Below are 20081 nucleotides of genomic sequence, written 5' to 3'. Positions count from 1 at the left end.
ACGACGCGCGATCTCACCACGCAGGCCGCCACGTTCGAACAACGCTCGAACGAACTGCTGACGACGATTCGCGATTCGCACACGGGCCTGCAAACGCAACTCGCGGTGCGCGACGAACAGCGCCTCGCCGCATGGAACGATTCGCTCGCCGCGATGGTGGCCGCGCTGCGCGACGAATGGGCGCAGACGAGCGCGCTGGCCGCGACGCGCCAGCAGGACATCTGCGACACGCTGGCCCGCACCGCGAACGACATCACCGCGCAGGCGCAGGTACACGCGAGCGACACGATCAACGAGATCGCGCGCCTCGTGCAGGCCGCGTCGGAGGCGCCGAAGGCCGCGGCCGACGTCGTCGCCGAGCTGCGCCAGCGCCTGTCCGACAGCATGGTGCGCGATACCGCGACGCTCGAGGAACGCAGCCGCCTGCTCGCGACGCTCGAAACGCTGCTCGGCGCGGTCAACCACGCATCGACCGAACAGCGCGCCGCGATCGACGCGCTCGTCAGCACGTCGGCCGACCTGCTCGACCGCGTCGGCGCGCGCTTCAACGACACCGTCGATGCCGAAACGCGCAAGCTCGATTCGGTGGCCGCGCAGGTCACCGCGGGCGCGGTCGAGGTCGCGAGCCTCGGCGATGCGTTCGGGATGGCCGTGCAGGTGTTCGGCGAGTCGAACGACAAGCTGCTGACCCATCTGCAGCGCATCGAGGCCGCGCTCGAGAAATCGCTCGCGCGCAGCGACGAGCAGCTCGAGTACTACGTCGCGCAGGCGCGCGAGGTGATCGACCTGAGCATGATGTCGCAGAAGCAGATCGTCGAAGACTTGCAGCAGCTCGCCGGCCGGCGGGCGCCTGTCGGAGCGTAACGCATGCACGACGAAATCGACGGCGGCGCGCCATCCGCGCCGGTATGGCCCGCGTTCGCCGACCTGATGTCGGTGCTGCTCGGCGCGTTCGTGCTGATCCTCGTCGGCGTGATCGGCATGCAGCTTCAGCTCACGTCGAAGCTCGAGGAAGCCGTGCGTGCGCGCCAGCTCGAAGCGCAGCAGCGCAAGTCGCTCGAACAGGCGCTCGCCGGGCCGCTCGCGGCCGGCCGCGTGACGCTCGTGAACGGGCGCATCGGCATCAGCGGCAACGTACTGTTCGCGCTGAACTCCGACCAGTTGCAGCCCGCGGGCCGCGACCTGCTGAAGACGCTGGCCGCGCCGCTGGCCGCCTATCTGAAGACGCGCGACGAGATCCTGATGATCAGCGGCTTTGCCGACGACCAGCAGGTGCATGCCGGCAACCGCCAGTTCGCGGACAACTGGGAACTGTCGGCGAAGCGCGCGCTGACGGTCACGCGTGCGCTGATCGACGCCGGCGTGCCGGCGGCATCGGTGTTCGCGGCCGCGTTCGGCTCCGAACAGCCGGTCAGCTCGAATGCGGACGATGAAGGCCGCGCGAAGAATCGCCGCGTGGAGATCGCGCCGGTGCCGCGCAAGAGCGCATCGAACGGAGGGAAGGCGAAGTGACGGACGACTCGACGCCCGCCCGCGCGACGCTCGACGCATGGCGCGAGCAGGGCGCCGACCGGCTCGATCCCGTGCGTTTTCACCGGATCGACGCGCTCGAACGGCGCGCGGCCGTGCTCGACGGCGACGCACGCGACCTGCTCGACGCGCGGCTGGCAGCGTTGATCGACGGCTTCGCGGAGGTCGTCGCGCGGGCCGATGAAGCGAAGGCCGCGCGCGACAATGCGCAAGCCACGGCCGGTGCGCCCGTACGCGGCGCGATTGCGGAACTCGTCGAACGGCTTGCGCGCGATGCGCAGGCCGACCGGCGCGGGCTCGATCCCGATCTGGTCGACTACTTCCGCACGATGTGGTCGAAAGTCCGCACGGAGCAGCAGTACCGGCAATCGCTCGACCAGGTGCCGCGCAATGCGGGGCCGCTCAATTCGAATAGCCTCGTGCACCGGTCGCTGTCGACGATGCGCGAGCTGTCGCCGGAATATCTGCAGCAGTTCCTGTCGTACGTCGATGCGCTCGCGTGGCTCGAGGATCTCGCCGGCGGCGGCGCGCAGCCCGAGAAGGAAGCGCCGCGCGCGAAGGCGGTGAAGAAGGGCACGCGGAGCAAGAGCCGGTAGCGCGCGACCGCGCGTCGTTGCAGCCGGGGCCTGTTACATCGACACCTTGCCCGACGTCGCTGCGCTTTGATACCGGGCCGCGCTGATGAATTTCGAAAAGCGTTCGCACCAGATCACGACCGACGTGTATTGCACGGGATTCACGTCGGCGGGAAGCGGCATGACGAAATTGCCGAATGTCTTCAGGTCGCCCACGCGCGCGGCACGCGCCTTGATCGCGAGGAACGACGCCTTGGTGTCGACGAATTCCGGCACGAGATAAATCTTGTAGTCGGGCCCCGGTGCGATGTCGCCTTCGAAGGCGATCGACGAATCGGTGATCGTCAGCTTGCCGTCTGCCCAGTGCAGCGGATCGCTTCCCGGCAGAGCGCGTTCGAAGCGACCGGTATGTCGCGTGTTTTCGGCGGCCACTTGCAGTTCGACGGCGCTTGCGCCCTCCGATGCCGTCAGGATCGGAAGCACGTAGATGCCCGCGGCGAATGAAACGAGACCCGTCGCGAGATGCGACGCGATCAGTATCCAGATGCTGGTTTTCATGTCGGACCCTTTGAACGAGAACAGGCGGTGGCGCATGGCCACATGCGTGTAGTCGCGCGAGCCGGCGAAATCTGACAGCCGATCGGTTTTCGTCCGATCATGCCGTTTACATCGGCCGCGACGCCGGGCCGTGGTACGGCGCGGCATGGCGACACGACGTCGAATGAATTCCGTCGGCGGGTGTCATCTTTGCGCTCGCGGATCGACTCACTCTCTGTCGACAACGTCGTCGATGCCAAGGAGAGTTCTCATGAACAAGCTTGCTCTGTATGTTCTCGCGACGGTTGCCGCGACCGCTTCCGTTTCCGCCTGGGCCGCGCCGCAGTCCACCGTGACGCGCGCGGAGGTCACGGCCGAACTGGCCGCACTGCACGCGGCCGGCTACCGTCAGACCGGCGAAGACCCGCACTATCCGGCGAAACTGGCGGAAGCGCTGACGAAGATCGGCTCGACGGGTACGTCGGTTGCCGATACGAGCGGATACGGGACGATGTCGCCGACCGCGAGCGAATCGGGCTCGATTGCCGCCGACAGGCCGATCTATCGCGGACGATGATCCGCACAGGACATTGCGCCTGTCGACGGGCGCAATGTCCGATTCGTCTGGACTGCGATGCGTTTGCGGTTGCGCAACATCAGCCCGGCGGCGCGCCTTCGGCAATTGCCGCGCCGAGCGCGTGCAACGCATCGGCCAGCGCCGACGCGAACGGCGGATGCGCGGCGATGCCCGCCGCATCGAGCTGGCTCCCGAGGATCGGCAGCGCGATCGATGCGCGCTCGACGATGCGTGCGGACATCACCGACAGCGTTTCCCGCAGCGCCGCGTCCGCGTGCGTCGCGCGCGGCGACGCATTCAGCACCGCGACCGGCTTGTAGACGAGCGCTTCGCATCCGACGACCCAGTCCAGCGCGTTCTTCATCACGCCGGTCACGCCGTGCGCGTATTCCGGGCTCGCGATCAGCACGCCGTCGGCCGCGTTCAGGCGATCGATCAGGTCGCGCACGGCGGCCGGCGACGGGTATTCGGTATCGGGATTGAACAGCGGGAATTCGCCGAGGCGATCGAAGCGCGCGATGCGCATGCCGCGCGGCTCGGCGAGCGCGGCTGCATCGAGCAGCGCGGCGTTGTACGACTGCGACCGGAGGCTGCCGCACAGGGCGACGATGTCGATGCGGCGGTCGGCGTCGGTTCGGGGATCGGTGGTCATCGATGAGCGTTTCGGTTGGCGTGGTGCGCTGCCGCGTCGCGCGGACCGGACGGATTATCGCATCGGCGTTCGGGCGGCGTGGTGCGCGGTGCGTGCCGCCGATGCTACGCGGTCCGCGCCGATGCGTTGAACATGGTCTCGGAATCGCAGCGAGCCGCTTCGGCGTCGCTCATCCCGGCCGCCCGCGCGAATTCCATCATCGCCCACCCGTTGCCGAGCAACAGCCGCCGCGTATGCAGCGCGCCGTGCACGTCGTCAGGAACGGTGTCGCCGAGATAACGCAGCGCGCGGCCCTCGACATCGACGAAGCCATGCCGGTAATGCTGCGCGAGCGCCGTCCACAACTGCGCGGCGCCGACCGACTGGCGCGCGCCGCTGATCAGGCACAGGCCCGCGTCGAGCCCCCAGCGATACAGCGTCGTCGCGAGGCCCTTGCGTTGCGCCGAGCCGCGCAGCCGCGTATGCGGTGCGCGCAGGTAGCGGTCGGCGCGGCGCGGGATTTCGGGAAGGCGGTTGAACACCGTATAGCCGGCGAGCTGGCGCGCGGCCGGGTCTTCGACATACAGGAAGTATTCGCCGTCCGCTTCGCGGTGGCGGACGATCAGGCCCGAGCGGCCGAGCGCGACGGCCGGCAGGCCGTGCAGGCGATGGCCCGGCTGGTGGAGGCGTGCGTGGAGCGTGTCGAGTTCATCGTCGATGTCGTGCTGGGAATGCTGTACGTCGATGCGCATGGCAAAGGTCGCCCGTCCCGGGCGGTTCGAGAAAGAGGTTCATCGCAACAAGGGAAAGGGAATGGGGGCGGCCCCCGGGCTCGGCGAAGCGGGCCGGGGCCGCGAATCAGCTGGGGATGTGCTGGAAACCGGCGGCGATCGCGGCGAGGCCCGCGATGCAGAGTGCGAACAGGATCAGGACTTTGTGGATCACGCCTCTTTCCTCATCAATGCGCGGTACCGGCGGGCGGCATCGCGGAGACGGTGAGCGGCGGGCACGGCCCGCACGGCCGTCGTGCGGGACGACGGTCGGGTGTCCGCGCGACGGTTCGAGCGCGGACGGCCAGCACCATACGCGAGGTGCCGGGGGCGGGCAATCGGACTGGCGGAGAAAAGCGACGAAAAGCGGGGAATCGCGGCGTTTCGCGACAATTGGCCGCAATGGATGCGTGAGCCGATGCCGCGCGACTCGCCGCGGATGTCCGCGATCGTGTCGCGAAATCGCATACACTTCACGGCAAACGAACCCCACAAGGATCTGACCATGGGAGCGGGCCCGTCCACGGATCGCTGAGCCGCAGCAACCTTCTTCACCCGGTTGTTGCGGCGATCTCCTCTCGTCGATGACTCAGCAGGCAGATTGCCGCCGGATTTCCTTTTCCGAGCGGAGGCTTTGTCATGCCCGATCAATCTGCGCCTGCATGGGCCTACTCGTTGCCGTCGGCATTGCTGCTGATGGTTCCTTTCGATCTTCTCGCATCGTTGGCGATGGATGTGTATCTGCCGGTGATCCCGGAGATGCCGTCGGCGTTGCATACGTCGCACGCCATGGTCCAGTTGACGCTAAGCGCCTACATGGTCTTTCTCGGCTTGGGCCAGTTGGTGTTCGGTCCGTTGTCGGATCGTTTCGGAAGGCGGCCGGTGCTGTTGGGCGGCGCGCTGCTTTTCTCGGCAGCCTCCCTGGCGCTCGCGATGGCGAGCAACGGTGTCGTGTTCGTCGTGCTGCGCATGTTGCAGGCGCTGGGCGCATCCGCCGCCCTCGTGGCGACTTTCGCGACGGTTCGCGATGTCTATGCCGACCGTCCGGAAGGCAGCACCATCTACAGTCAGTTCGGCGCGATCCTCGCCATCGTGCCGGCGCTCGGACCGATGCTCGGCGCTGGCATTGCGCGCGCCGGCGGATGGCGCGCGATCTTCGTGACCCTCGGTCTGGCGGGGTGCGTGGCCTTCGGCCGCGCGTGGTCGCGATGGCACGAAACGCGGCCGCCGGCGGCGGACAGGCCCCGGCGGCCCGTTGCGTCGATCGTGCGCAACTTGTCGTTCCGGGTTCATGCGTTCGGCTTCGGTACCGCAATGGGCGCATTTTTCGTATTCTTCTCGATCGCGCCGCGTGTGCTCATCGGTCATGCCGGTTATTCCCGCACCGAATTCAGCGCGGCTTTTGCCACCGTCGCGATCGTGATGATCGTTGCCGCGCGCTTTGCGCGATGGTTTGTGTCGAATTGGGGCATTCGGGGCTGCTTTGTCCGGGGTGCCGGCGTCATGATGACGGGCGCAATCGTGCTGGCCGCCTGCACCATCCTGATGGCGCCGTCGTTCGTCGCGTTCGTGATGCCGATGTGGATCGTCGCGGTCGGCATCGTCCTGATGTCGTCGGTGACCGCGAACGGGGCGCTGCGGGATTTCGACGATGCCGCGGGAACGGCGGTCGCGCTGTATTACTGCATTCAGAGTCTGATCGTCGGCGGTGTCGGTACGCTTGCCACTTTGGTGCTGCCGGGCGATACGCCGTGGCCGCTTGCGGCATTCTGCTTCGGCATGCCGGCGGCGTGCCTCGCGGCAATCGCCGTATTGAAGCGCAGGCGCGGATGAGCCGGGGCGGCGTGTGCATCGTCGGCCGGACCGACGCAGCGCCTCCCCGGCCGCCGGCCGACGCGTCACGCCGGCTGCTGCACCCCGAACGCCTGCCTGATCCGTGCAAGCAACCCGTGCTGCGCGATCCATTCGGCGTACGCACGATAGTCCGGATCGCGCATCAGGTGGCGTTCTTCCGTTTTAGCGCGCAGGTAATAGATCAGGTTGACCGCGACGAGCGCAGCGCAGTGCATGAACCCGATCTGCCAGCCGAGCGGCTCGACGAACGGCACCGACACCATCCAGTACGACAGGTTCTTCGTGATGTACGCCGGATGCTTCGTGAAGCGGTACGGGCCCGACGTGATGATTCCGCGGTTGGTGAGGTTCGAGAAGCGCAGCCCGAACGAGATCGTCGACAGCGCGTAGGTCATCAGCAGCAGGATGATCACGGCGCCCCAGATCACGCGCAGCGTCGGCGCGGACAGCAGCCAGTTGTCCCAGAACAGCGAGCCTTCGTAGCGGATGTAGTGGCTCGAGATCAGCGACCAGAACGGTTGATAGCAGATCAGCGCGGCGCCCCAGCCGAGCGCCGTCGGCTCGACCGTGCGCACGTGACTGTCGAGGATGCGGAACGTGCACAGGTAGCCGACGGTGCCGAACATCAGGTCCATCGTGAACGACAGGTCGTACAGGAACGAGAACGTCGCGAGCGACATCGGCGCATTCATCGCGTGCGCGAGCGACGCGGTCAGATGATCGGCGTCTTTCGACAGGTAGACGGTCATCAGCGGCAGGAAGAACGTCTTCACGCCCCAGCCGGCGAGCATCTCGCGCACCGGCTGCCAGCTTGCGGGCCGCTCGCGGCGGAACAGGAAGCGGCCCCACAGCAGGTACGCGTCATCGGTTTCGCGCTGATGGCGGTCCATCCACATGAAATAGAACGGCGCGGCGACGATCACGTACGGGGCGAGCGCGCGCAGCAGCGACCAGAACGGCCGGTAGAAATCGCCGTGATATTCGGGCAGCAGCCAGTACAGCATCCCGATGCCCGCATAGATCGACGTGAGCGCGCCGAGCCGCGTCGCGACGCGCGCGAGGCCGAGCGGCCGCACGGCCTGGCGTGACAGGCCGGCGCTCGGACGCAGGTAGACGCGCGAGATGAGGATTTCGTGCAGCGAGATCGCGCCGATGATCGCGAGGCTCGCGATGATTGCGCGCGTCGCGGCGTCGAGGGCCGGCTGGTCGCGCGTGAACCACAGCGCGAGGAGCCCGGCCGCGATGCCGAGCAGGCCGGCACGGAAGGGCGTGGCGGAACGGGGCGGGCGGTCCTGGACCGCGGCGATGCCGTCGAGCGTGGAATTCATGATCGGATCCTCGTCGGGATGACGGCCGGCGCCCCCGCTTGGCGGGTGACGCCGGCCGTCGGCCGGGCTTTGTATTGATGCGTGCCCGGCCATTGGCCTGTGGTTCTGGTCGGTAAAGCGTTACTTCTTGGTGCCGCCACCCAGCAGACCGCCGAGCAGGTTCGTCACCGGCGACAGCAGGCTGGCTGCACCGCCCGCGGTACCGCCGTTCGAGCTGCCGGTCAGGGCCGCCACGGTGCCGCTGCCGGCCGGTGTGGTCGCCGTGCCGGCTGCGACGCCGGGGCTGGCCGTGCCGATGGCTCCCGCCGAGCCGGCCGGCGTCGTCAGCGCGCCCGTCAGCGTGCCGACCGGGCCGCTCGTCAGCAGGCCGCCGACGGCGCCCGTCACGTTGCCTCCCGGCGTCGTGACCGTGCCGGTGAGGCTTGCGCCGAGCGGCGTCAGCGAGTTGACGAGGTTGGTGACCGGCGCCAGCAGGCCGCCGACGCCCGAGCCACCGGTACCGCTCGTGCCGCTCGAACCGAGGCCGCCGAGCGCGCCGGTCACGGTGCCGAGCAGGCCGGTGACCGGTGCAAGCGGGCCGCCGCCGGTGCCGCTCGTGCCGCCGGTACCACCCGTACCGCTGGAGCTGCTGCCGCCGCCGAGCCCGCCCGTCAGCGTACCGAGCAGACCGGTAATCGGGGCGAGCGGGTTGGTGCCGCTGCTGGAGCTGCCGCTGGACAGCAGGCCGCCTGCCGACGCCACCGTGTTGCCGAGCTGGGACACGCCGTTGCCGGCGCTCGTGCCGACCGGGTTGCCGGTCGCGCTGCCGATCTGCGAACCGGCGAGGCCGAGGCTGCTGCCGAGCGTGCTCAGCAGTCCGCTGAGCGGGGCGCCGAGCATGGTTGCGCCGCCGAGCATCTGCGTGGCGCCAGGCGTCGTGACGCCGCCGGTCAGTGTGTTCGTGATCGGGTTGATCACGCTGCCGAGCTGCGTCTCGAGTTGCTGGACCGGCGCGCTGTTCAGCGCGGTATTCAGCGCCGATGCGGTCGAGTTGACCGCATTGCCGACCGTATTGACGAGATTGCCGACCAGGGTCGTCGCCGGCGCGAGCGGCGACAGCGGACCGGTGCCGAGGCTCGTCACTGCGTTGCCGAGGTTGTTGACCGCGCCGCCGGCGCCGGTCAGCAGGCCGGTGGTCGACGTGAGCGTCGGGCCGAGCGGGTTCGGCGACACGCCGATCGAGCCGAGGCCGGCCGCGACGCCGTTGCCGAGCGACTGCACGCCGTTGCCGAGGCTCGTGACCGCGTTGCCGACGCTGGTGGCCGTCGTCGGATTCGTGCCGGGGATCTGCACGCCGCCGATCTGCGCGCCACCGTTCGCGACCGTCGTGCCGAGTGCCGTCACGAGGTTGCCGGATTGCTGGAGGACATTGCCGAGCGGGGTGACGCTGGTGCCGGAAGTGCCCGAGGTACCGGAAGTGCCCGAGGTACCGGAAGTACCCGACGTGCCGGAGGTGCCCGAAGTACCCGAGGTGCCGGAAGTACCCGAGGTACCGGAAGTACCCGACGTGCCGGAGGTGCCCGAAGTACCCGAGGTACCGGAAGTGCCCGAGGTACCGGAAGTGCCCGACGTGCCGGAGGTGCCCGACGTGCCGGAAGTACCCGAGGTGCCGGAGGTGCCCGAGGTGCCGGAAGTACCCGACGTGCCGGAGGTGCCCGACGTGCCGGAAGTACCCGAGGTGCCGGAGGTGCCCGAGGTGCCGGAAGTACCCGACGTGCCGGAGGTACCCGACGTGCCGGAAGTACCCGAGGTGCCGGAGGTGCCGGAGGTGCCCGAGGTGCCGGAAGTACCCGAGGTGCCGGAGGTGCCCGAGGTGCCGGAAGTGCCCGACGTGCCGGAAGTACCCGAGGTACCGGAGGTGCCCGAGGTGCCGGAAGTACCCGAGGTGCCGGAAGTGCCCGAGGTGCCGGAAGTGCCGGAAGTGCCGGAAGTGCCCGAGGTGCCGGAAGTGCCCGAAGTACCCGAAGTACCCGAACTACCGCCACCCGAAGTCCCCGACGAACCGCCGCCCGACGTACCGGACGTCCCCGATGTACCGCCGCCCCCCGACGTGCTCGGCTTGATCGACGGCGGGGTCGTCGGTCCATCGACCGAGCCGCAACCGGACAGCGCGAGCAGCGACGAGACGGCCATCGTTACCGTCGTCTTCTTGAATATATTGTGCATGTAGGCCTCGACATTGGAAGTGTGTCCAAGCCTCCTCTGCAAATTCCGCGCCATGACGGATTTATCGAAACGGCGTCGCGCTTTGTTGCACGAATCGGGAATATCAACGCGATTTAAACGGAGGAATGGCGGTTTCGCGCGACGGGCACGCACCGTGCATGGATGCGGCGGTGGCGATGTTCCCGTAAGCCACCGTAACGCGCGGCCGGATGTTACGTAGCGTTCGACCGCCCGTCACGCGAACAGCCGCGAACGGCCGCGAACCGAGGGCCGCATCTTTGACGAAACGCGCCGGCCCCGTGAACATGGCGCGAAATCTCCCGGCCGCCGGCGACGCCGCCACGACCACGACTTCACCCAGGACACGGACATGAGCGAACAGGACAGGGAATACGGCAAGGCGCGGCGGATCGACGTGATGGGCGAGGCGTTCGTCGAGCGCGCGATGCGCGACCTCGACGGATTTTCGCGTCCGTTGCAGGACTGGCTGAACGAACACGCGTGGGGCAGCACGTGGCACCGGGGCGGGATCGACCTGAAGACGCGCAGCCTGTGCACCTGCGCGATGCTGGCGGCGCTCGGCCGCGGCACGGAACTGAAGGGTCACATTCGCGGCGCGCTCAATAACGGCGCGAGCCTCGTCGAGATCCGCGAGGTGCTGCTGCACAGCGCGCTGTACGCGGGCGCGCCGGCCGCGGTCGAGGCATTCCGCAACGCGCGCGAGGTGATCGCGGATCTCGGGCTGTCGGTGCCCGACGACGAAGCCTGATTCCGTCGCAGCACCGGCTGCGCGGCACTGAATCAGGCCCCGTGTCGTTCCCGTTCAGGACTCGATACGCGCAGCTCGTGCGACGGCGTCGGCTGGCGCGGCGGCGACTTCGAGCAGCCAGTCGGCCGTCGCATCCGGAATCGTGACCGGCAGCATGTGCCCGCCCTCGACGACCTTCAGCCGCACGCGCGCCGATTTCTTCGCGAGCCCGTCGCCGTGCTCGCGCCAGTTCAGGATCGGATCGGCGTGGCCGTACAGCACGTCGACCGGCAGCGTGAGCTCCGCATAGCGGCGCACCATCGCGGGCAGGTCGACGGGCGCCGACAGCAGGTCGGTCGCGGTCGCGTAGAACACATGCGGCCGCATCCCGAGCAGCCCGCCGCCCTTGGTGGGGAAGTCGCGCGGCACGTCTTCCGGCGCGAACACCTGGCGCACGGCGTTGCGGCCGGTCAGGATCGTCAGCGGGATTGCGAAGGTCCACGACACGAAGCGGCGCACCAGCGGCGACGGTAGCATCAGCGGCCGGAACGGCGCCGGCGGCTCGGATTGCTCGTGCGACAGCGGCGCGATCAGCGCGAGCCGGCTCACGCGGTCCGGATGGTTGAGGCCGACCGCGAGCGCGATCGCGCCGCCGAGCGAATGGCCGACCAGCACGGGCTTGTCGAGCCGCAGCGCGTCGATGAACGCGGCGACCGTGCGCGCCTGCGCGAACACGTTCGCCTGCGAGCCCGCGCCGCGGGTCGAGCGGCCGGCGCCGGGCCGGTCGATGAGGATCACGCGATGCCGCTGCGCAAGCCGCGCGAGCGGCAGGTACGCGAAGTTGCGCAGTTGCCCCGCGAGCCCGTGAACGAACAAGATTGGCGGGCCGTTGCCGTATTCGACGTAGTGGATGCGGTCGCCGCCGATGTCGACGAAGCGGCCTTCGGGCGGGAACGCGCGCGTCACGCGGCTGGCGACGTAGCCGGAAAACAGCGCGAGCGCGGCGAGCACCGCGACGACGCCGAGCAGCACGTTCTGGATCAGATGGAGCGTAGGGGTCATGTCGGCCTCAGCGGTTTTCGAGTGCGGGTTCGGCAACCGGCGCTGTCGCAGCCGGGCCGGTTTTCGCGCGGCGTTCGAAATGCATCGCCGAATCGGCGAGCGCGCTGAACTTCAGCGATGCGAGATCGAGCACGTAGTTCTGGTGGAATTTCCACGGCTTGCGATGGCCCTGCTTCGGCAGGATGCCGGCCGCGCGCTGGATGTAGCCCGAGCTCAGGTTGACGGCCGGCACGTCGCCGAGATCGCCGGCGCCGAGCCGCGGCACGCACGTGTCGTAGCCGTTCGCGCGCATGTGGTTGAGCAGCCGGCACACGTAGCGCGCGATCAGCTCGGCCTTCAGCGTCCACGATGCATTCGTGTAGCCGAACGACGACGCGAGGTTCGGCACGTCGCTGTACATCATTCCCTTGTACGACACGGTCTCCGGCAGGTCGACCGTGCGGCCGTCGACCGTGACGCGCGCGCCGCCGAGCAGCTTCACCTTCAGCCCGGTCGCGGTGACGATCACGTCCGCGTCGAGCTGCTGGCCGCTCTTCAGCGTGAGGCCGGTCGGCGTGAAGCGCTCGATCTCGTCGGTGACGATCGACGCGCGGCCCGCGCGGATCGACTTGAACAGGTCGCCGTTCGGCACGAGGCACACGCGCTGGTCCCACGGCATGTAGCGCGGCGTGAGGTGCTTCGCGACGTCGAAGCCGGGGCCGAGCTGCCTGCTGGCCGCGCGGATGATGAACTTCTTCGTCTGGTCGGGCTTGCGGCGCGACACGTTGTACAGGTACATCGTCAGCAGCACGTTCTTCACGCGCACGAGCCGGTGCGCGAGCCGCGACGGCAGCACGCGGCGCAGCGCGTTCGCGATCCTGTCGCGCGCGGGCAGCGACACGATGTAGGTCGGCGAGCGCTGCAGCATCGTCACGTGCCGCGCGTCGGCCGCCATCGACGGCACGAGCGTGACGGCCGTCGCGCCGCTGCCGATCACGACGACGCGCCGGTTCGCGTAGGTCAGATCCTTCGGCCAGTGCTGCGGATGCACGAGTTTGCCCTCGAACGTGTCCATGCCGGGCCAGTCGGGCAGGTAGCCGGCGTCGTAGTCGTAATAGCCGCTGCACATGAACAGGAAGCGGCAGGTGTAGACGAGCGTGTCGGTCGCGCCGTCGCGCGTGCGCTCGATGCGCACCGTCCAGCGCGCGCGGTTCGAGTCCCAGTCGGCTGCGACGACCTTCTGGCCGTAGCGGATCGTCTTGTCGATCCCGTACGTGCGCGCGGTGTCGCGGATGTAGTCGAGGATCGTCTGGCCGTCGGAGATCGCCTTGTCGCTGTGCCACGGGCGGAAGCTGTAGCCGAGCGTGAACATGTCGGAATCCGAACGGACGCCCGGATAGCGGAACAGGTCCCAGGTGCCGCCGATCGCATCGCGCGCCTCGACGATCGCGACGCTCGCATGCGGGCAGCGCTGCTTCAGGTGATACGCGGCGCCGATGCCGGACAGGCCGGCGCCGACGATCAGCACGTCGAGGTCGTTGCCGTCGCCACGGTCATGGCGGGCGCCGGGGGCGGGCGGCGCGTCGCGCCGGTCGGTCGTCGTCGAGGTCATGCGGGGTCCTTGGTCGGCGTGGTCGGGCGTGCGGCCGGGGCGTGGGCGCGTTCTCCCACGGGGGCTTCCTTCGGGCGAAGGTTGCGTGCACGGGCGCGGCGCACATGGCGCAGCATCAGCCACTGGTAACCGGCGCCGAGCAGGCGCGCGATCCGGTCGAGCCGACGCGCGTCGGCGCCGACGAGCACGCGGCGTGCATTGCGCTCGACGCCCGCGAGGATCTGCCGCGCGGCATCGTCGGCCGTCGTCGCGCTGATCAGGCGGTTCGCCTGCCGGCGGTGGGTCGCTTCGTCCTGGCCCGTGAGCGCGTGAATGCTGGTATCGACGCGGCCCGCATCGACGATGTTCGTCGCGACGCCGCCCGGATGCACGCAGGTCGCGCTCACCGGCGCGCCGTCGAGTTCGAGCTCCATCCGCAGCGCCTCGGTGAAGCCGCGCACCGCGAACTTGGTGGCGTTGTACGCGCTTTGCGTCGGCATCGCGACGAGCCCGAACAGGCTCGACGTGTTGACGACGTGGCCGTCGCCCGACGCACGCAGGTGCGGCAGGAACGCCTGCGTGCCGTGCACGACGCCCCAGAAATTGATGCCGACGATCCATTCGAGATCGGCGATGCGCGCGGTTTCGGCGCTGGCGGCCAGCGATACGCCAGCGTTGTTGAAGATCAGGTTGACCTTGCCGTGTTCGGCGCGGACGAAATCGGCCCACGCGAACACCGCATCGCGGTCGGCGACGTCGAGCCGCCGCGTGCTCACGCGCACGCCGTGCTGCGCGCACGCGGCCGCCGTACCGGCGAGCCCGGTTTCGCCGACGTCGGCGAGCGCGACCTCGCAGCCGCGCCGCGCGAGCTCGACCGCGAGGCTGCGACCCATGCCCGAACCGGCGCCCGTGATCGCGGCGACCTTGCCGGAAAACCCGTTCATCCGTTGCTCCTCCCGCTCCGCTTGTACTGCGCCGGCGGCGCGTCTATTGTGGTGTTGGTCGTCACCACTTTAGTTTTAGGGTGTCCTGATGTCAAATAGCGGAATGGAGAAAGCACTCGAAACGAAAAAACGGGGCCGGTCGTACGGCGGCGTGGCGCCCGAGGTGCGTGCCGCCGAGCGGCGCGACGCGCTGATCCGCGCGGCGACGCGCGTGTTCGGCACGGTCGGGTTCCGCAAGGCGACCGTGCGGGCGATCTGCCGGGAAGCGAAGCTGAACGATCGCTATTTCTATGCGGCGTTCGACAGCACCGAGGATTTGCTGCGCTGCACCTACCTGCATCACGCGGAGCGGCTGCATGACGCGGTCGCGCAGGCGGTCGCCGCGCGCGGCGGCGATCTGCGCGAGAGCGTCGACGCGGGGCTCGCCGCGTTCTTCGCATTCCTGCGCGACCCGTGCGCGGCGCGCGTGCTGCTGCTCGAGGTGATGGGCGTGAGCGCGGATACCGACATGACGTACCAGCGCATGCTGATCGACTTCGGCAAGCTGATCATGGCGATCGGCGCGCCGCGCGAGGCCGCGACGCCCGCGGAGCGCACCGAGCAGCGGCTGATCGGGCTCGCGCTCGTCGGCGCGATGACGAACGTCGGCGCGGCGTGGCTGCTCACCGACTATCGCGATCCGGAAGCGCAGATGGTCGCGAGCTGCAGGAAGGTGTTGCTGGGGACATTGCGGGAGATTGGATAACCGGATGGCATTGCATCGTTCGTGTTACCCCCCGGAAAATTGCAGTCTGAAAATGAAAAGAACGCAGCAATCACACGGCGCGCCGGACGTCGTGCCGATTTTTGCGTTTTAGTCGCCTTTTTAATAATTAAAAGGCGATCGATTTTTGGGGGTTAATGATTGTCAAAAAGTCGTCATTGTTTTTGATTCCGGTTCGATGCGGCGATGAATGGATGAAAACAATGTGGAGCGAATTAAAAAGCGGCGCAATGCAAAGAGTCAGCTCGCATTGCGCCGATCGTGGCGCGAAATCCTTCGCGCCCCAGGCACGATTGATCAGGAACCCGTGTATCCGCCCCGGGTCCAGCCGTCACCATCCCAGCAATACTCGGTCGTCGTGCCGCCGCTCGTCGCGTACACGCGGATGTGAACGGCGCTCCCGACCAGCCAGCAGGTGGCGGACACGTTGTCGCCGGCCTGGTTGAACGCGCCCGTGTACCACTTCTGCCCGTCGTAGCAGCGTTCGGTGATCTTGTTGCCGTTGGCCGTGTAGACACGAATCGACGGCGTGGTTCCCCATGAAATCGCAGCGGTTTGCATTTCCAGACTCCTTGTTTGATTGAATAAAACGGGGAATTGAAAACGTTTCGGTAAACGCGAATTGGCGTATTACCGGGAATAAGGTTAGTAGAAAATTTGGAAAGCAATGCGCTATTTTTTAGGGAATAAAAGGGCGTATTTATTCGGGGCGGGAAAGCCGCGGGGAAAGGGGATTGGAAGCGGGGCAAAAACGCGTGGCGATCCGGATTCAGCCTGCGGCTCGTTTCGATCGTGTCGAGCGTACCGGCGCCGCCGGCGGCGTTTCGCCGATCCTTTGCTTCATCGCATCGATGAACGCCCGCACCTTCGGCGAAGGCAGCCGCGTCGACGGATACACCGCATGAATCCCGGCCGGCGCCGAGCGCCACGCGGGCAGCAGCCGCACGAGCCGGCCGGCTGCGACGTCGTCGGCGGTCGAGAAATCCGTCAGCAGTCCGAAGCCGCCGCCCGCGAGCACGATCGCGCGGCATGCCGTTGCGGTGTTCGACACGACCGGCGCGACGCAGCGCACCGACACGCTGCCGCCGCGCGCGTTGTCGAGTTCGAACGTGTGCGGGCGCGGCAGCGTCGACAGCATCACGAACGGCAGCGCGGCAAGCGCATCCGTATCGCGCGGTAGCCCGTAGCGCGCGACGAACGCGGGGCTCGCGACCAGCCATTTCTCGTACGTGCCGAGCTGCACCGCGCGATAGTTCGAATCGGCGAGGCGGCCGATGCGGATCGCGACGTCGAGGTTGTCCGCGATGAGATCGACGACGCGGTCGTTCGCGACCAGCTCGACGTCGAGCCCCGGATGCGCGTCGCGCAACGCGACGACGGCCGGCGCGACGACCTGCGCGCCGTAGTCGATCGGCACGCTCACGCGCAGCGTGCCGCGCAGCGGCCCCGCGTCTGACGACACCGCGTCGAGCGCGGCTTCGGTGGCGCGCACGATGGCGCGGCACGCGTCGTAGAACGTACGCCCAGCGTCGGTCACGCTCAGCCGCCGCGTCGTGCGCACCAGCAGGTTCGCGCCGACCTCGGATTCCAGGCGCTGCATGTGCGTGCTGACGACCGTCTTCGCGAGGCCGAGCCGCTCGGCCGCGGCCGTCAGCGAGCCGGCATCGACCACCGCGACGAAGATCGCCAGTCGGTTCAGGTTCACGTCGCGCAGATCGGCCATCGTCGATTGTCCTATGAAAGCGGATAATGTTTCAGTGATTATCCATCTTCTGGCCGCGAACCGCGAGGGCTACTCTGGGGCCGTTCGTCGCCGATTCCCGGCGACGCGAGATTCCGGAGTGTTTTCCATGTCCGTCGCCAGCAAGCCTGCCTCCGCAGCGCCCGTCGCCGGTAAGCCCGTCGCCCCGATTCGCGTCTATTCGTTCCCGCTGTCCGGGCACGCGCATCGCGTCCGGTTGTTCCTGTCGCTGCTCGGCCTGCCGTCCGAGACCATCGACGTCGACCTCGCGGCCGGCGCGCAACGCGAACCGGCGTTCCTCGCGCTCAATCCGCTCGGGCAGGTGCCGGTGATCGACGACGGCGGCACCGTGCTCGCCGATTCGAACGCGATCCTCGTGTATCTCGCTAAGCGCTACGGCGACGCGCACTGGCTGCCCGACGATCCGGCCGGCGCGGCGGTCGTGCAGCGCTGGCTGTCATATGCGGCCGGGCCGATCGCGTCGGGGCCTGCCGCGGCACGGCTCGTGACCGTGTTCGGCGCGCCGCTCGACCAGGAAGCGGCCAAGCGCACGGCCGCGAAGCTGCTCGACGTGATCGACCGCGAACTGGCCGGCAAGCCGTTCGCCGCCGGCGCCGAGCCGACGATCGCGGACATCGCCGCATACACGTACATCGCGCACGCGCCGGAAGGCGGCGTATCGCTCGAACCGTATCCGCACGTGCGCGCATGGCTGGCGCGCGTCGAGGCGCTGCCGGGTTTCGTCGGCATGCCGACGACGCGCGCGGGCCTGCTCGCCGCATAACGCCAACCGAAGCCGCGCCTGTTCAGGAGAACGCGATGAATGCTCCGACCGCCGCCGTACCGGGCTGGGAACTCGACGCCGCGCCGTTTCACGCGGGCGAACTCGCGGTGCAGCAGCGCGCGGGCGTAACGGAAGCCGCGGGTGCGGCCGGCCGGCGCGGAATCCGGCGCTTCATGCCGGACCAGCACCGGACGTTTTTCGCGCAGCTGCCGTTCTTCGTGCTCGGCGGCGTCGATGCGCACGGCCAGCCGTGGGCGACGCTGCGGGCCGGCGCGCCGGGGTTCGTCACGTCGCCGGATGCGCGCACGCTGCGCATCGCGGCGCCCGCGCTGCCTGGCGATCCGCTGGGCGGCGTGTGGCAGCCGGGCGCGCCGCTCGGCGGGCTCGGGATTGAATTCGATACGCGGCGGCGCAATCGCGTCAACGGCGTCGTGCGCGCCGTCGACGGCGATGCGCTGACGATCGCCGTCGAGCAGAGCTTCGGCAACTGCGCGAAGTACATCCAGGGCCGCACGCCGACGTTCGTCGCGCGCGACGGCGATGCACAGGTCAAGCCCGACATATCGGACCGGCTGAGCGATGCGGATCGCGCGCTGCTTGCGCAGGCCGATACGTTCTTCGTCGCGAGCGCGAACACGTCGGCGGACGCGGGCGCCGCGCACGGCGCGGACGTGTCGCATCGCGGCGGGATGCCGGGCTTCGTGCGCGTCGACGATGCGCACACGCTGACGACGCCGGATTTCAGCGGCAACCGTTTCTTCAACACGCTCGGCAACCTGCAGCACGATCCGCGCGCGGGGCTGCTGTTCGTCGATTTCGACAGCGGCGACCTGCTGTACGTCGCCGCGCGCGCCGAGATCGTGTGGGACGGGCCGCTCGTCGCGTCGTTCGACGGCGCGCAGCGTGTCGTGCGGTTCCATGTGCGGGAGGTGCGGCGCATGCGCGCGGTGCTGCCGTTCCGGTGGTCGGCGGTCGAGCGCGCGCCGCAGTTCGCTGCGATGGCGGCGGCCGCGGGTGGAGCGGTGACGGCGGCGGTCGCGCCGGTGGCGTCCGCATCGGCACACCAATTAGCACCCGCATGGCGATCGCTGCGCATCGCGAAGATCGTCGACGAAGCGCGCGCGATCCGCTCGTTCCATTTCGAACCGGTGGACGGTGGCACGTTGCCCGCATATGACGCCGGGCAGCATTTGACGCTGCGTGTTGCGTTGCCGGGCGGCGATGCACCGTTGATTCGTAGCTACACGCTTTCCGAGGCACCGGGCGGCGCGCATTACCGGATCACGGTGAAGCGCGAAGGGTGCGTGTCGGCATGGCTGCACGATCACGCGCGGGCGGGCATGACGTTCGACGCGCAGATGCCGCGCGGCCGCTTCACGTTCGATCTCGCGAGCCCGCGCCCGGCAGTACTCGTATCGGCCGGCATCGGCATCACGCCGATGATCGCGATACTGCGCCGCGCGCTGGCCGACGCCGCGCCGTCGCGCCGCGTGGTGTTCGTGCACGGCGCGCGCGAAGCGGCCGACCGGCCGTTCGCGGCGGAACTGGCGCACATCGCGGCCGCCGATACGCGGCTGTCGCTGCACTGGTTCGACAGCCGTCCGCACGGCGACATGGCAGCGCGGGCCGGCCGCATCGACATCGCGCAACTGAAGCGGCTCCTGCCGTTCGACGACTACGACTTCTACCTGTGCGGCCCGTCGGCGTTCATGCGCGACCTGTACGACGGGTTGCGCGCGCTGAACGTGCCGGACGAACGCATCCGTTTCGAGGCGTTCGGGCCGTCGAGCGTGGCGCGCAGCGTGACCCGAGCGGCAGGCACGGCAGGCTCGCCGGCGGCGAGCGTGCCGGTCGTGTTCCGGCGCACCGGGCGCGAAGCCGCATGGACGCCTGCCGACGGCACGCTGCTCGAATTCGCGGAAGGGCAGCGCGTCGCCGTGCCGTCAGAATGCCGCTCCGGTTCGTGCGGCACGTGCGCGACGCGCGTGCTGTCCGGCGCGGTCGACTACGAGCAAACGCCCGACGCGGCGGTCGAACCCGGCTGCGCGCTGCTGTGCGTCGCGCGGCCCGCGCAACGCGCCACGGAACCGCTCGTGCTCGACCGCTGACGCGCCTGCGACATGCGGCCGCAGACGGCCTGCTGCGCGAAAAGCGCGCGCAACTGCTTCTTTTTTCGGATGCCGGTTGGATCGACGATAGCGTCAACCGATTCGATGAAAGGAGCGCATCATGAAACTGCTCGGCATGATCAAGCTGGTCCTGTGGAGTTTCTTCGGCGTACGCAACAGCAAGGCGCACGCAGCCGATCTCGCGAACGTCAACTTCACGCTGCTGCCGTTCGTGGCGATCCTGCTCGCGCTGCTCGTCGGCGCGGTCATCTACGGCGTCGTGCATCTGGTCGTCGATCCGACCGTGACGATGCAGGGGTTCTGAGCGGCGCGTGAATTGCGAGCGGGAGATCA

General features: G+C 68.4%; 20 protein-coding genes and 1 pseudogene. 11 read left to right on the top strand and 10 right to left on the bottom strand.

Features of this window, described 5'->3' with window-relative positions:
* The 3 genes and pseudogenes from BT264_RS07190 to BT264_RS07180 all read left to right on the top strand — a co-directional run.
* A pseudogene (locus BT264_RS07190) lies at positions 1-864 on the top strand (DUF802 domain-containing protein); the annotation flags it as partial.
* Positions 865-867: 3 nt separating this feature from the next.
* Positions 868-1512, top strand: coding sequence for an OmpA family protein (locus tag BT264_RS07185; protein ID WP_072442121.1), 645 nt, complete (start codon positions 868-870; stop codon positions 1510-1512).
* Positions 1509-2126, top strand: a complete 618-nt coding sequence (locus tag BT264_RS07180) for a DUF2894 domain-containing protein (protein WP_072442119.1) — start codon at positions 1509-1511, stop codon at positions 2124-2126. Before BT264_RS07185 ends, BT264_RS07180 begins: the two co-directional genes overlap by 4 nt.
* Before the next feature lie 33 nt (positions 2127-2159).
* On the opposite strand, the gene BT264_RS07175 is transcribed toward BT264_RS07180, so the two are convergent.
* Positions 2160-2663 (bottom strand): DM13 domain-containing protein, encoded by a 504-nt coding sequence (locus tag BT264_RS07175; protein ID WP_072442293.1) that lies wholly within the window; start codon positions 2661-2663, stop codon positions 2160-2162.
* A gap of 250 nt (positions 2664-2913) precedes the next feature.
* Between BT264_RS07175 and BT264_RS07170 the strand changes: the two genes are divergently transcribed.
* Positions 2914-3219 carry a DUF4148 domain-containing protein gene (locus BT264_RS07170; RefSeq protein ID WP_072442117.1) on the top strand — a complete coding sequence of 102 codons (306 nt, stop codon included), beginning with the start codon at positions 2914-2916 and terminating at the stop codon, positions 3217-3219.
* Between the two features lie 79 nt (positions 3220-3298).
* Here the strand turns inward: BT264_RS07170 and BT264_RS07165 are convergent, their stop codons facing one another.
* A complete protein-coding gene (locus BT264_RS07165; RefSeq protein WP_072442115.1) occupies positions 3299-3871 on the bottom strand; it encodes an NADPH-dependent FMN reductase in 573 nt (190 codons plus the stop codon).
* A 104-nt stretch (positions 3872-3975) separates the two neighbouring features.
* Positions 3976-4602, bottom strand: coding sequence for a histone acetyltransferase (locus tag BT264_RS07160; protein WP_072442113.1), 627 nt, complete (start codon positions 4600-4602; stop codon positions 3976-3978).
* On the opposite strand from BT264_RS07160, the gene BT264_RS37935 reads away from it, so the two are divergent.
* Both BT264_RS37935 and cml read left to right on the top strand, forming a co-directional pair.
* Positions 4601-4849, top strand: coding sequence for a hypothetical protein (locus tag BT264_RS37935; protein ID WP_143155766.1), 249 nt, complete (start codon positions 4601-4603; stop codon positions 4847-4849). The two genes, BT264_RS07160 and BT264_RS37935, sit on opposite strands and share 2 nt — an antisense overlap.
* A gap of 410 nt (positions 4850-5259) precedes the next feature.
* On the top strand, positions 5260-6453 hold the full coding sequence (gene cml, locus BT264_RS07155; protein ID WP_072442111.1) for a CmlA/FloR family chloramphenicol efflux MFS transporter: 1194 nt from the start codon (positions 5260-5262) through the stop codon (positions 6451-6453).
* 65 nt (positions 6454-6518) lie between these two features.
* Here cml and BT264_RS07150 read toward each other — a convergent pair whose 3' ends face one another.
* Complete coding sequence (locus tag BT264_RS07150) at positions 6519-7802, bottom strand: isoprenylcysteine carboxylmethyltransferase family protein (protein WP_072442109.1); 1284 nt, start codon at positions 7800-7802, stop codon at positions 6519-6521.
* Between the two features lie 120 nt (positions 7803-7922).
* Positions 7923-10007, bottom strand: coding sequence for a collagen-like triple helix repeat-containing protein (locus BT264_RS07145; RefSeq protein WP_072467026.1), 2085 nt, complete (start codon positions 10005-10007; stop codon positions 7923-7925).
* 370 nt (positions 10008-10377) lie between these two features.
* On the opposite strand from BT264_RS07145, the gene BT264_RS07140 reads away from it, so the two are divergent.
* Positions 10378-10776, top strand: a complete 399-nt coding sequence (locus BT264_RS07140) for a carboxymuconolactone decarboxylase family protein (protein ID WP_072442106.1) — start codon at positions 10378-10380, stop codon at positions 10774-10776.
* A 54-nt stretch (positions 10777-10830) separates the two neighbouring features.
* Here BT264_RS07140 and BT264_RS07135 read toward each other — a convergent pair whose 3' ends face one another.
* Genes BT264_RS07135 through BT264_RS07125 form a run of 3 tightly spaced genes read right to left on the bottom strand, consistent with a single transcriptional unit; the run spans position 10831 to position 14331 of the window.
* Positions 10831-11817, bottom strand: a complete 987-nt coding sequence (locus BT264_RS07135; RefSeq protein ID WP_072442104.1) for an alpha/beta fold hydrolase — start codon at positions 11815-11817, stop codon at positions 10831-10833.
* A 7-nt stretch (positions 11818-11824) separates the two neighbouring features.
* Positions 11825-13408, bottom strand: coding sequence for a flavin-containing monooxygenase (locus BT264_RS07130; RefSeq protein ID WP_072442102.1), 1584 nt, complete (start codon positions 13406-13408; stop codon positions 11825-11827).
* Positions 13405-14331, bottom strand: coding sequence for an SDR family NAD(P)-dependent oxidoreductase (locus tag BT264_RS07125; protein WP_072442099.1), 927 nt, complete (start codon positions 14329-14331; stop codon positions 13405-13407). The genes BT264_RS07130 and BT264_RS07125 overlap by 4 nt, the downstream gene beginning before the upstream one ends.
* 88 nt (positions 14332-14419) lie before the next feature.
* On the opposite strand from BT264_RS07125, the gene BT264_RS07120 reads away from it, so the two are divergent.
* Complete coding sequence (locus BT264_RS07120; protein ID WP_072442097.1) at positions 14420-15076, top strand: TetR/AcrR family transcriptional regulator; 657 nt, start codon at positions 14420-14422, stop codon at positions 15074-15076.
* Positions 15077-15391: 315 nt separating this feature from the next.
* Here the strand turns inward: BT264_RS07120 and BT264_RS07115 are convergent, their stop codons facing one another.
* Complete coding sequence (locus tag BT264_RS07115; protein WP_072442095.1) at positions 15392-15655, bottom strand: fucose-binding lectin; 264 nt, start codon at positions 15653-15655, stop codon at positions 15392-15394.
* Between the two features lie 208 nt (positions 15656-15863).
* Entirely contained in the window at positions 15864-16817 is a 954-nt protein-coding gene (locus tag BT264_RS07110) for a LysR family transcriptional regulator (RefSeq protein ID WP_072442093.1), read from the bottom strand.
* A gap of 127 nt (positions 16818-16944) precedes the next feature.
* On the opposite strand from BT264_RS07110, the gene BT264_RS07105 reads away from it, so the two are divergent.
* From BT264_RS07105 to BT264_RS07095, 3 genes are all read left to right on the top strand, one after another.
* Complete coding sequence (locus BT264_RS07105) at positions 16945-17619, top strand: glutathione S-transferase family protein (RefSeq protein ID WP_072442091.1); 675 nt, start codon at positions 16945-16947, stop codon at positions 17617-17619.
* 35 nt (positions 17620-17654) lie between these two features.
* Positions 17655-19727 carry a pyridoxamine 5'-phosphate oxidase family protein gene (locus BT264_RS07100; RefSeq protein WP_072442089.1) on the top strand — a complete coding sequence of 691 codons (2073 nt, stop codon included), beginning with the start codon at positions 17655-17657 and terminating at the stop codon, positions 19725-19727.
* A 121-nt stretch (positions 19728-19848) separates the two neighbouring features.
* The gene (locus tag BT264_RS07095) at positions 19849-20052 is read left to right on the top strand and encodes a DUF2970 domain-containing protein (RefSeq protein WP_034182111.1); all 204 of its coding nucleotides are present in this window, start codon (positions 19849-19851) and stop codon (positions 20050-20052) included.
* Positions 20053-20081: the final 29 nt, after the last annotated feature.

This window comes from Burkholderia sp. NFPP32, assembly GCF_900119325.1.
Lineage (GTDB): Bacteria > Pseudomonadota > Gammaproteobacteria > Burkholderiales > Burkholderiaceae > Burkholderia > Burkholderia pyrrocinia_C.
The sequence above is the reverse complement of the archived record's forward strand: the minus strand, read 5'-3'. Positions and strand labels throughout refer to the sequence as shown.

What these genes read in the sequence shown, in the direction of transcription:
- BT264_RS07185 (WP_072442121.1), top strand. Translation starts at nt 868, where the DNA reads ATGCACGACGAAATCGACGGCGGCGCGCCATCCGCGCCGGTATGGCCC.
- BT264_RS07175 (WP_072442293.1), bottom strand. Translation starts at nt 2,663, where the DNA reads ATGAAAACCAGCATCTGGATACTGATCGCGTCGCATCTCGCGACGGGT.
- BT264_RS07170 (WP_072442117.1), top strand. Translation starts at nt 2,914, where the DNA reads ATGAACAAGCTTGCTCTGTATGTTCTCGCGACGGTTGCCGCGACCGCT.
- BT264_RS07165 (WP_072442115.1), bottom strand. Translation starts at nt 3,871, where the DNA reads ATGACCACCGATCCCCGAACCGACGCCGACCGCCGCATCGACATCGTC.
- BT264_RS37935 (WP_143155766.1), top strand. Translation starts at nt 4,601, where the DNA reads ATGGCAAAGGTCGCCCGTCCCGGGCGGTTCGAGAAAGAGGTTCATCGC.
- BT264_RS07160 (WP_072442113.1), bottom strand. Translation starts at nt 4,602, where the DNA reads ATGCGCATCGACGTACAGCATTCCCAGCACGACATCGACGATGAACTC.
- cml (WP_072442111.1), top strand. Translation starts at nt 5,260, where the DNA reads ATGCCCGATCAATCTGCGCCTGCATGGGCCTACTCGTTGCCGTCGGCA.
- BT264_RS07150 (WP_072442109.1), bottom strand. Translation starts at nt 7,802, where the DNA reads ATGAATTCCACGCTCGACGGCATCGCCGCGGTCCAGGACCGCCCGCCC.
- BT264_RS07145 (WP_072467026.1), bottom strand. Translation starts at nt 10,007, where the DNA reads ATGCACAATATATTCAAGAAGACGACGGTAACGATGGCCGTCTCGTCG.
- BT264_RS07140 (WP_072442106.1), top strand. Translation starts at nt 10,378, where the DNA reads ATGAGCGAACAGGACAGGGAATACGGCAAGGCGCGGCGGATCGACGTG.
- BT264_RS07135 (WP_072442104.1), bottom strand. Translation starts at nt 11,817, where the DNA reads ATGACCCCTACGCTCCATCTGATCCAGAACGTGCTGCTCGGCGTCGTC.
- BT264_RS07130 (WP_072442102.1), bottom strand. Translation starts at nt 13,408, where the DNA reads ATGACCTCGACGACGACCGACCGGCGCGACGCGCCGCCCGCCCCCGGC.
- BT264_RS07125 (WP_072442099.1), bottom strand. Translation starts at nt 14,331, where the DNA reads ATGAACGGGTTTTCCGGCAAGGTCGCCGCGATCACGGGCGCCGGTTCG.
- BT264_RS07120 (WP_072442097.1), top strand. Translation starts at nt 14,420, where the DNA reads ATGTCAAATAGCGGAATGGAGAAAGCACTCGAAACGAAAAAACGGGGC.
- BT264_RS07115 (WP_072442095.1), bottom strand. Translation starts at nt 15,655, where the DNA reads ATGCAAACCGCTGCGATTTCATGGGGAACCACGCCGTCGATTCGTGTC.
- BT264_RS07110 (WP_072442093.1), bottom strand. Translation starts at nt 16,817, where the DNA reads ATGGCCGATCTGCGCGACGTGAACCTGAACCGACTGGCGATCTTCGTC.
- BT264_RS07105 (WP_072442091.1), top strand. Translation starts at nt 16,945, where the DNA reads ATGTCCGTCGCCAGCAAGCCTGCCTCCGCAGCGCCCGTCGCCGGTAAG.
- BT264_RS07100 (WP_072442089.1), top strand. Translation starts at nt 17,655, where the DNA reads ATGAATGCTCCGACCGCCGCCGTACCGGGCTGGGAACTCGACGCCGCG.
- BT264_RS07095 (WP_034182111.1), top strand. Translation starts at nt 19,849, where the DNA reads ATGAAACTGCTCGGCATGATCAAGCTGGTCCTGTGGAGTTTCTTCGGC.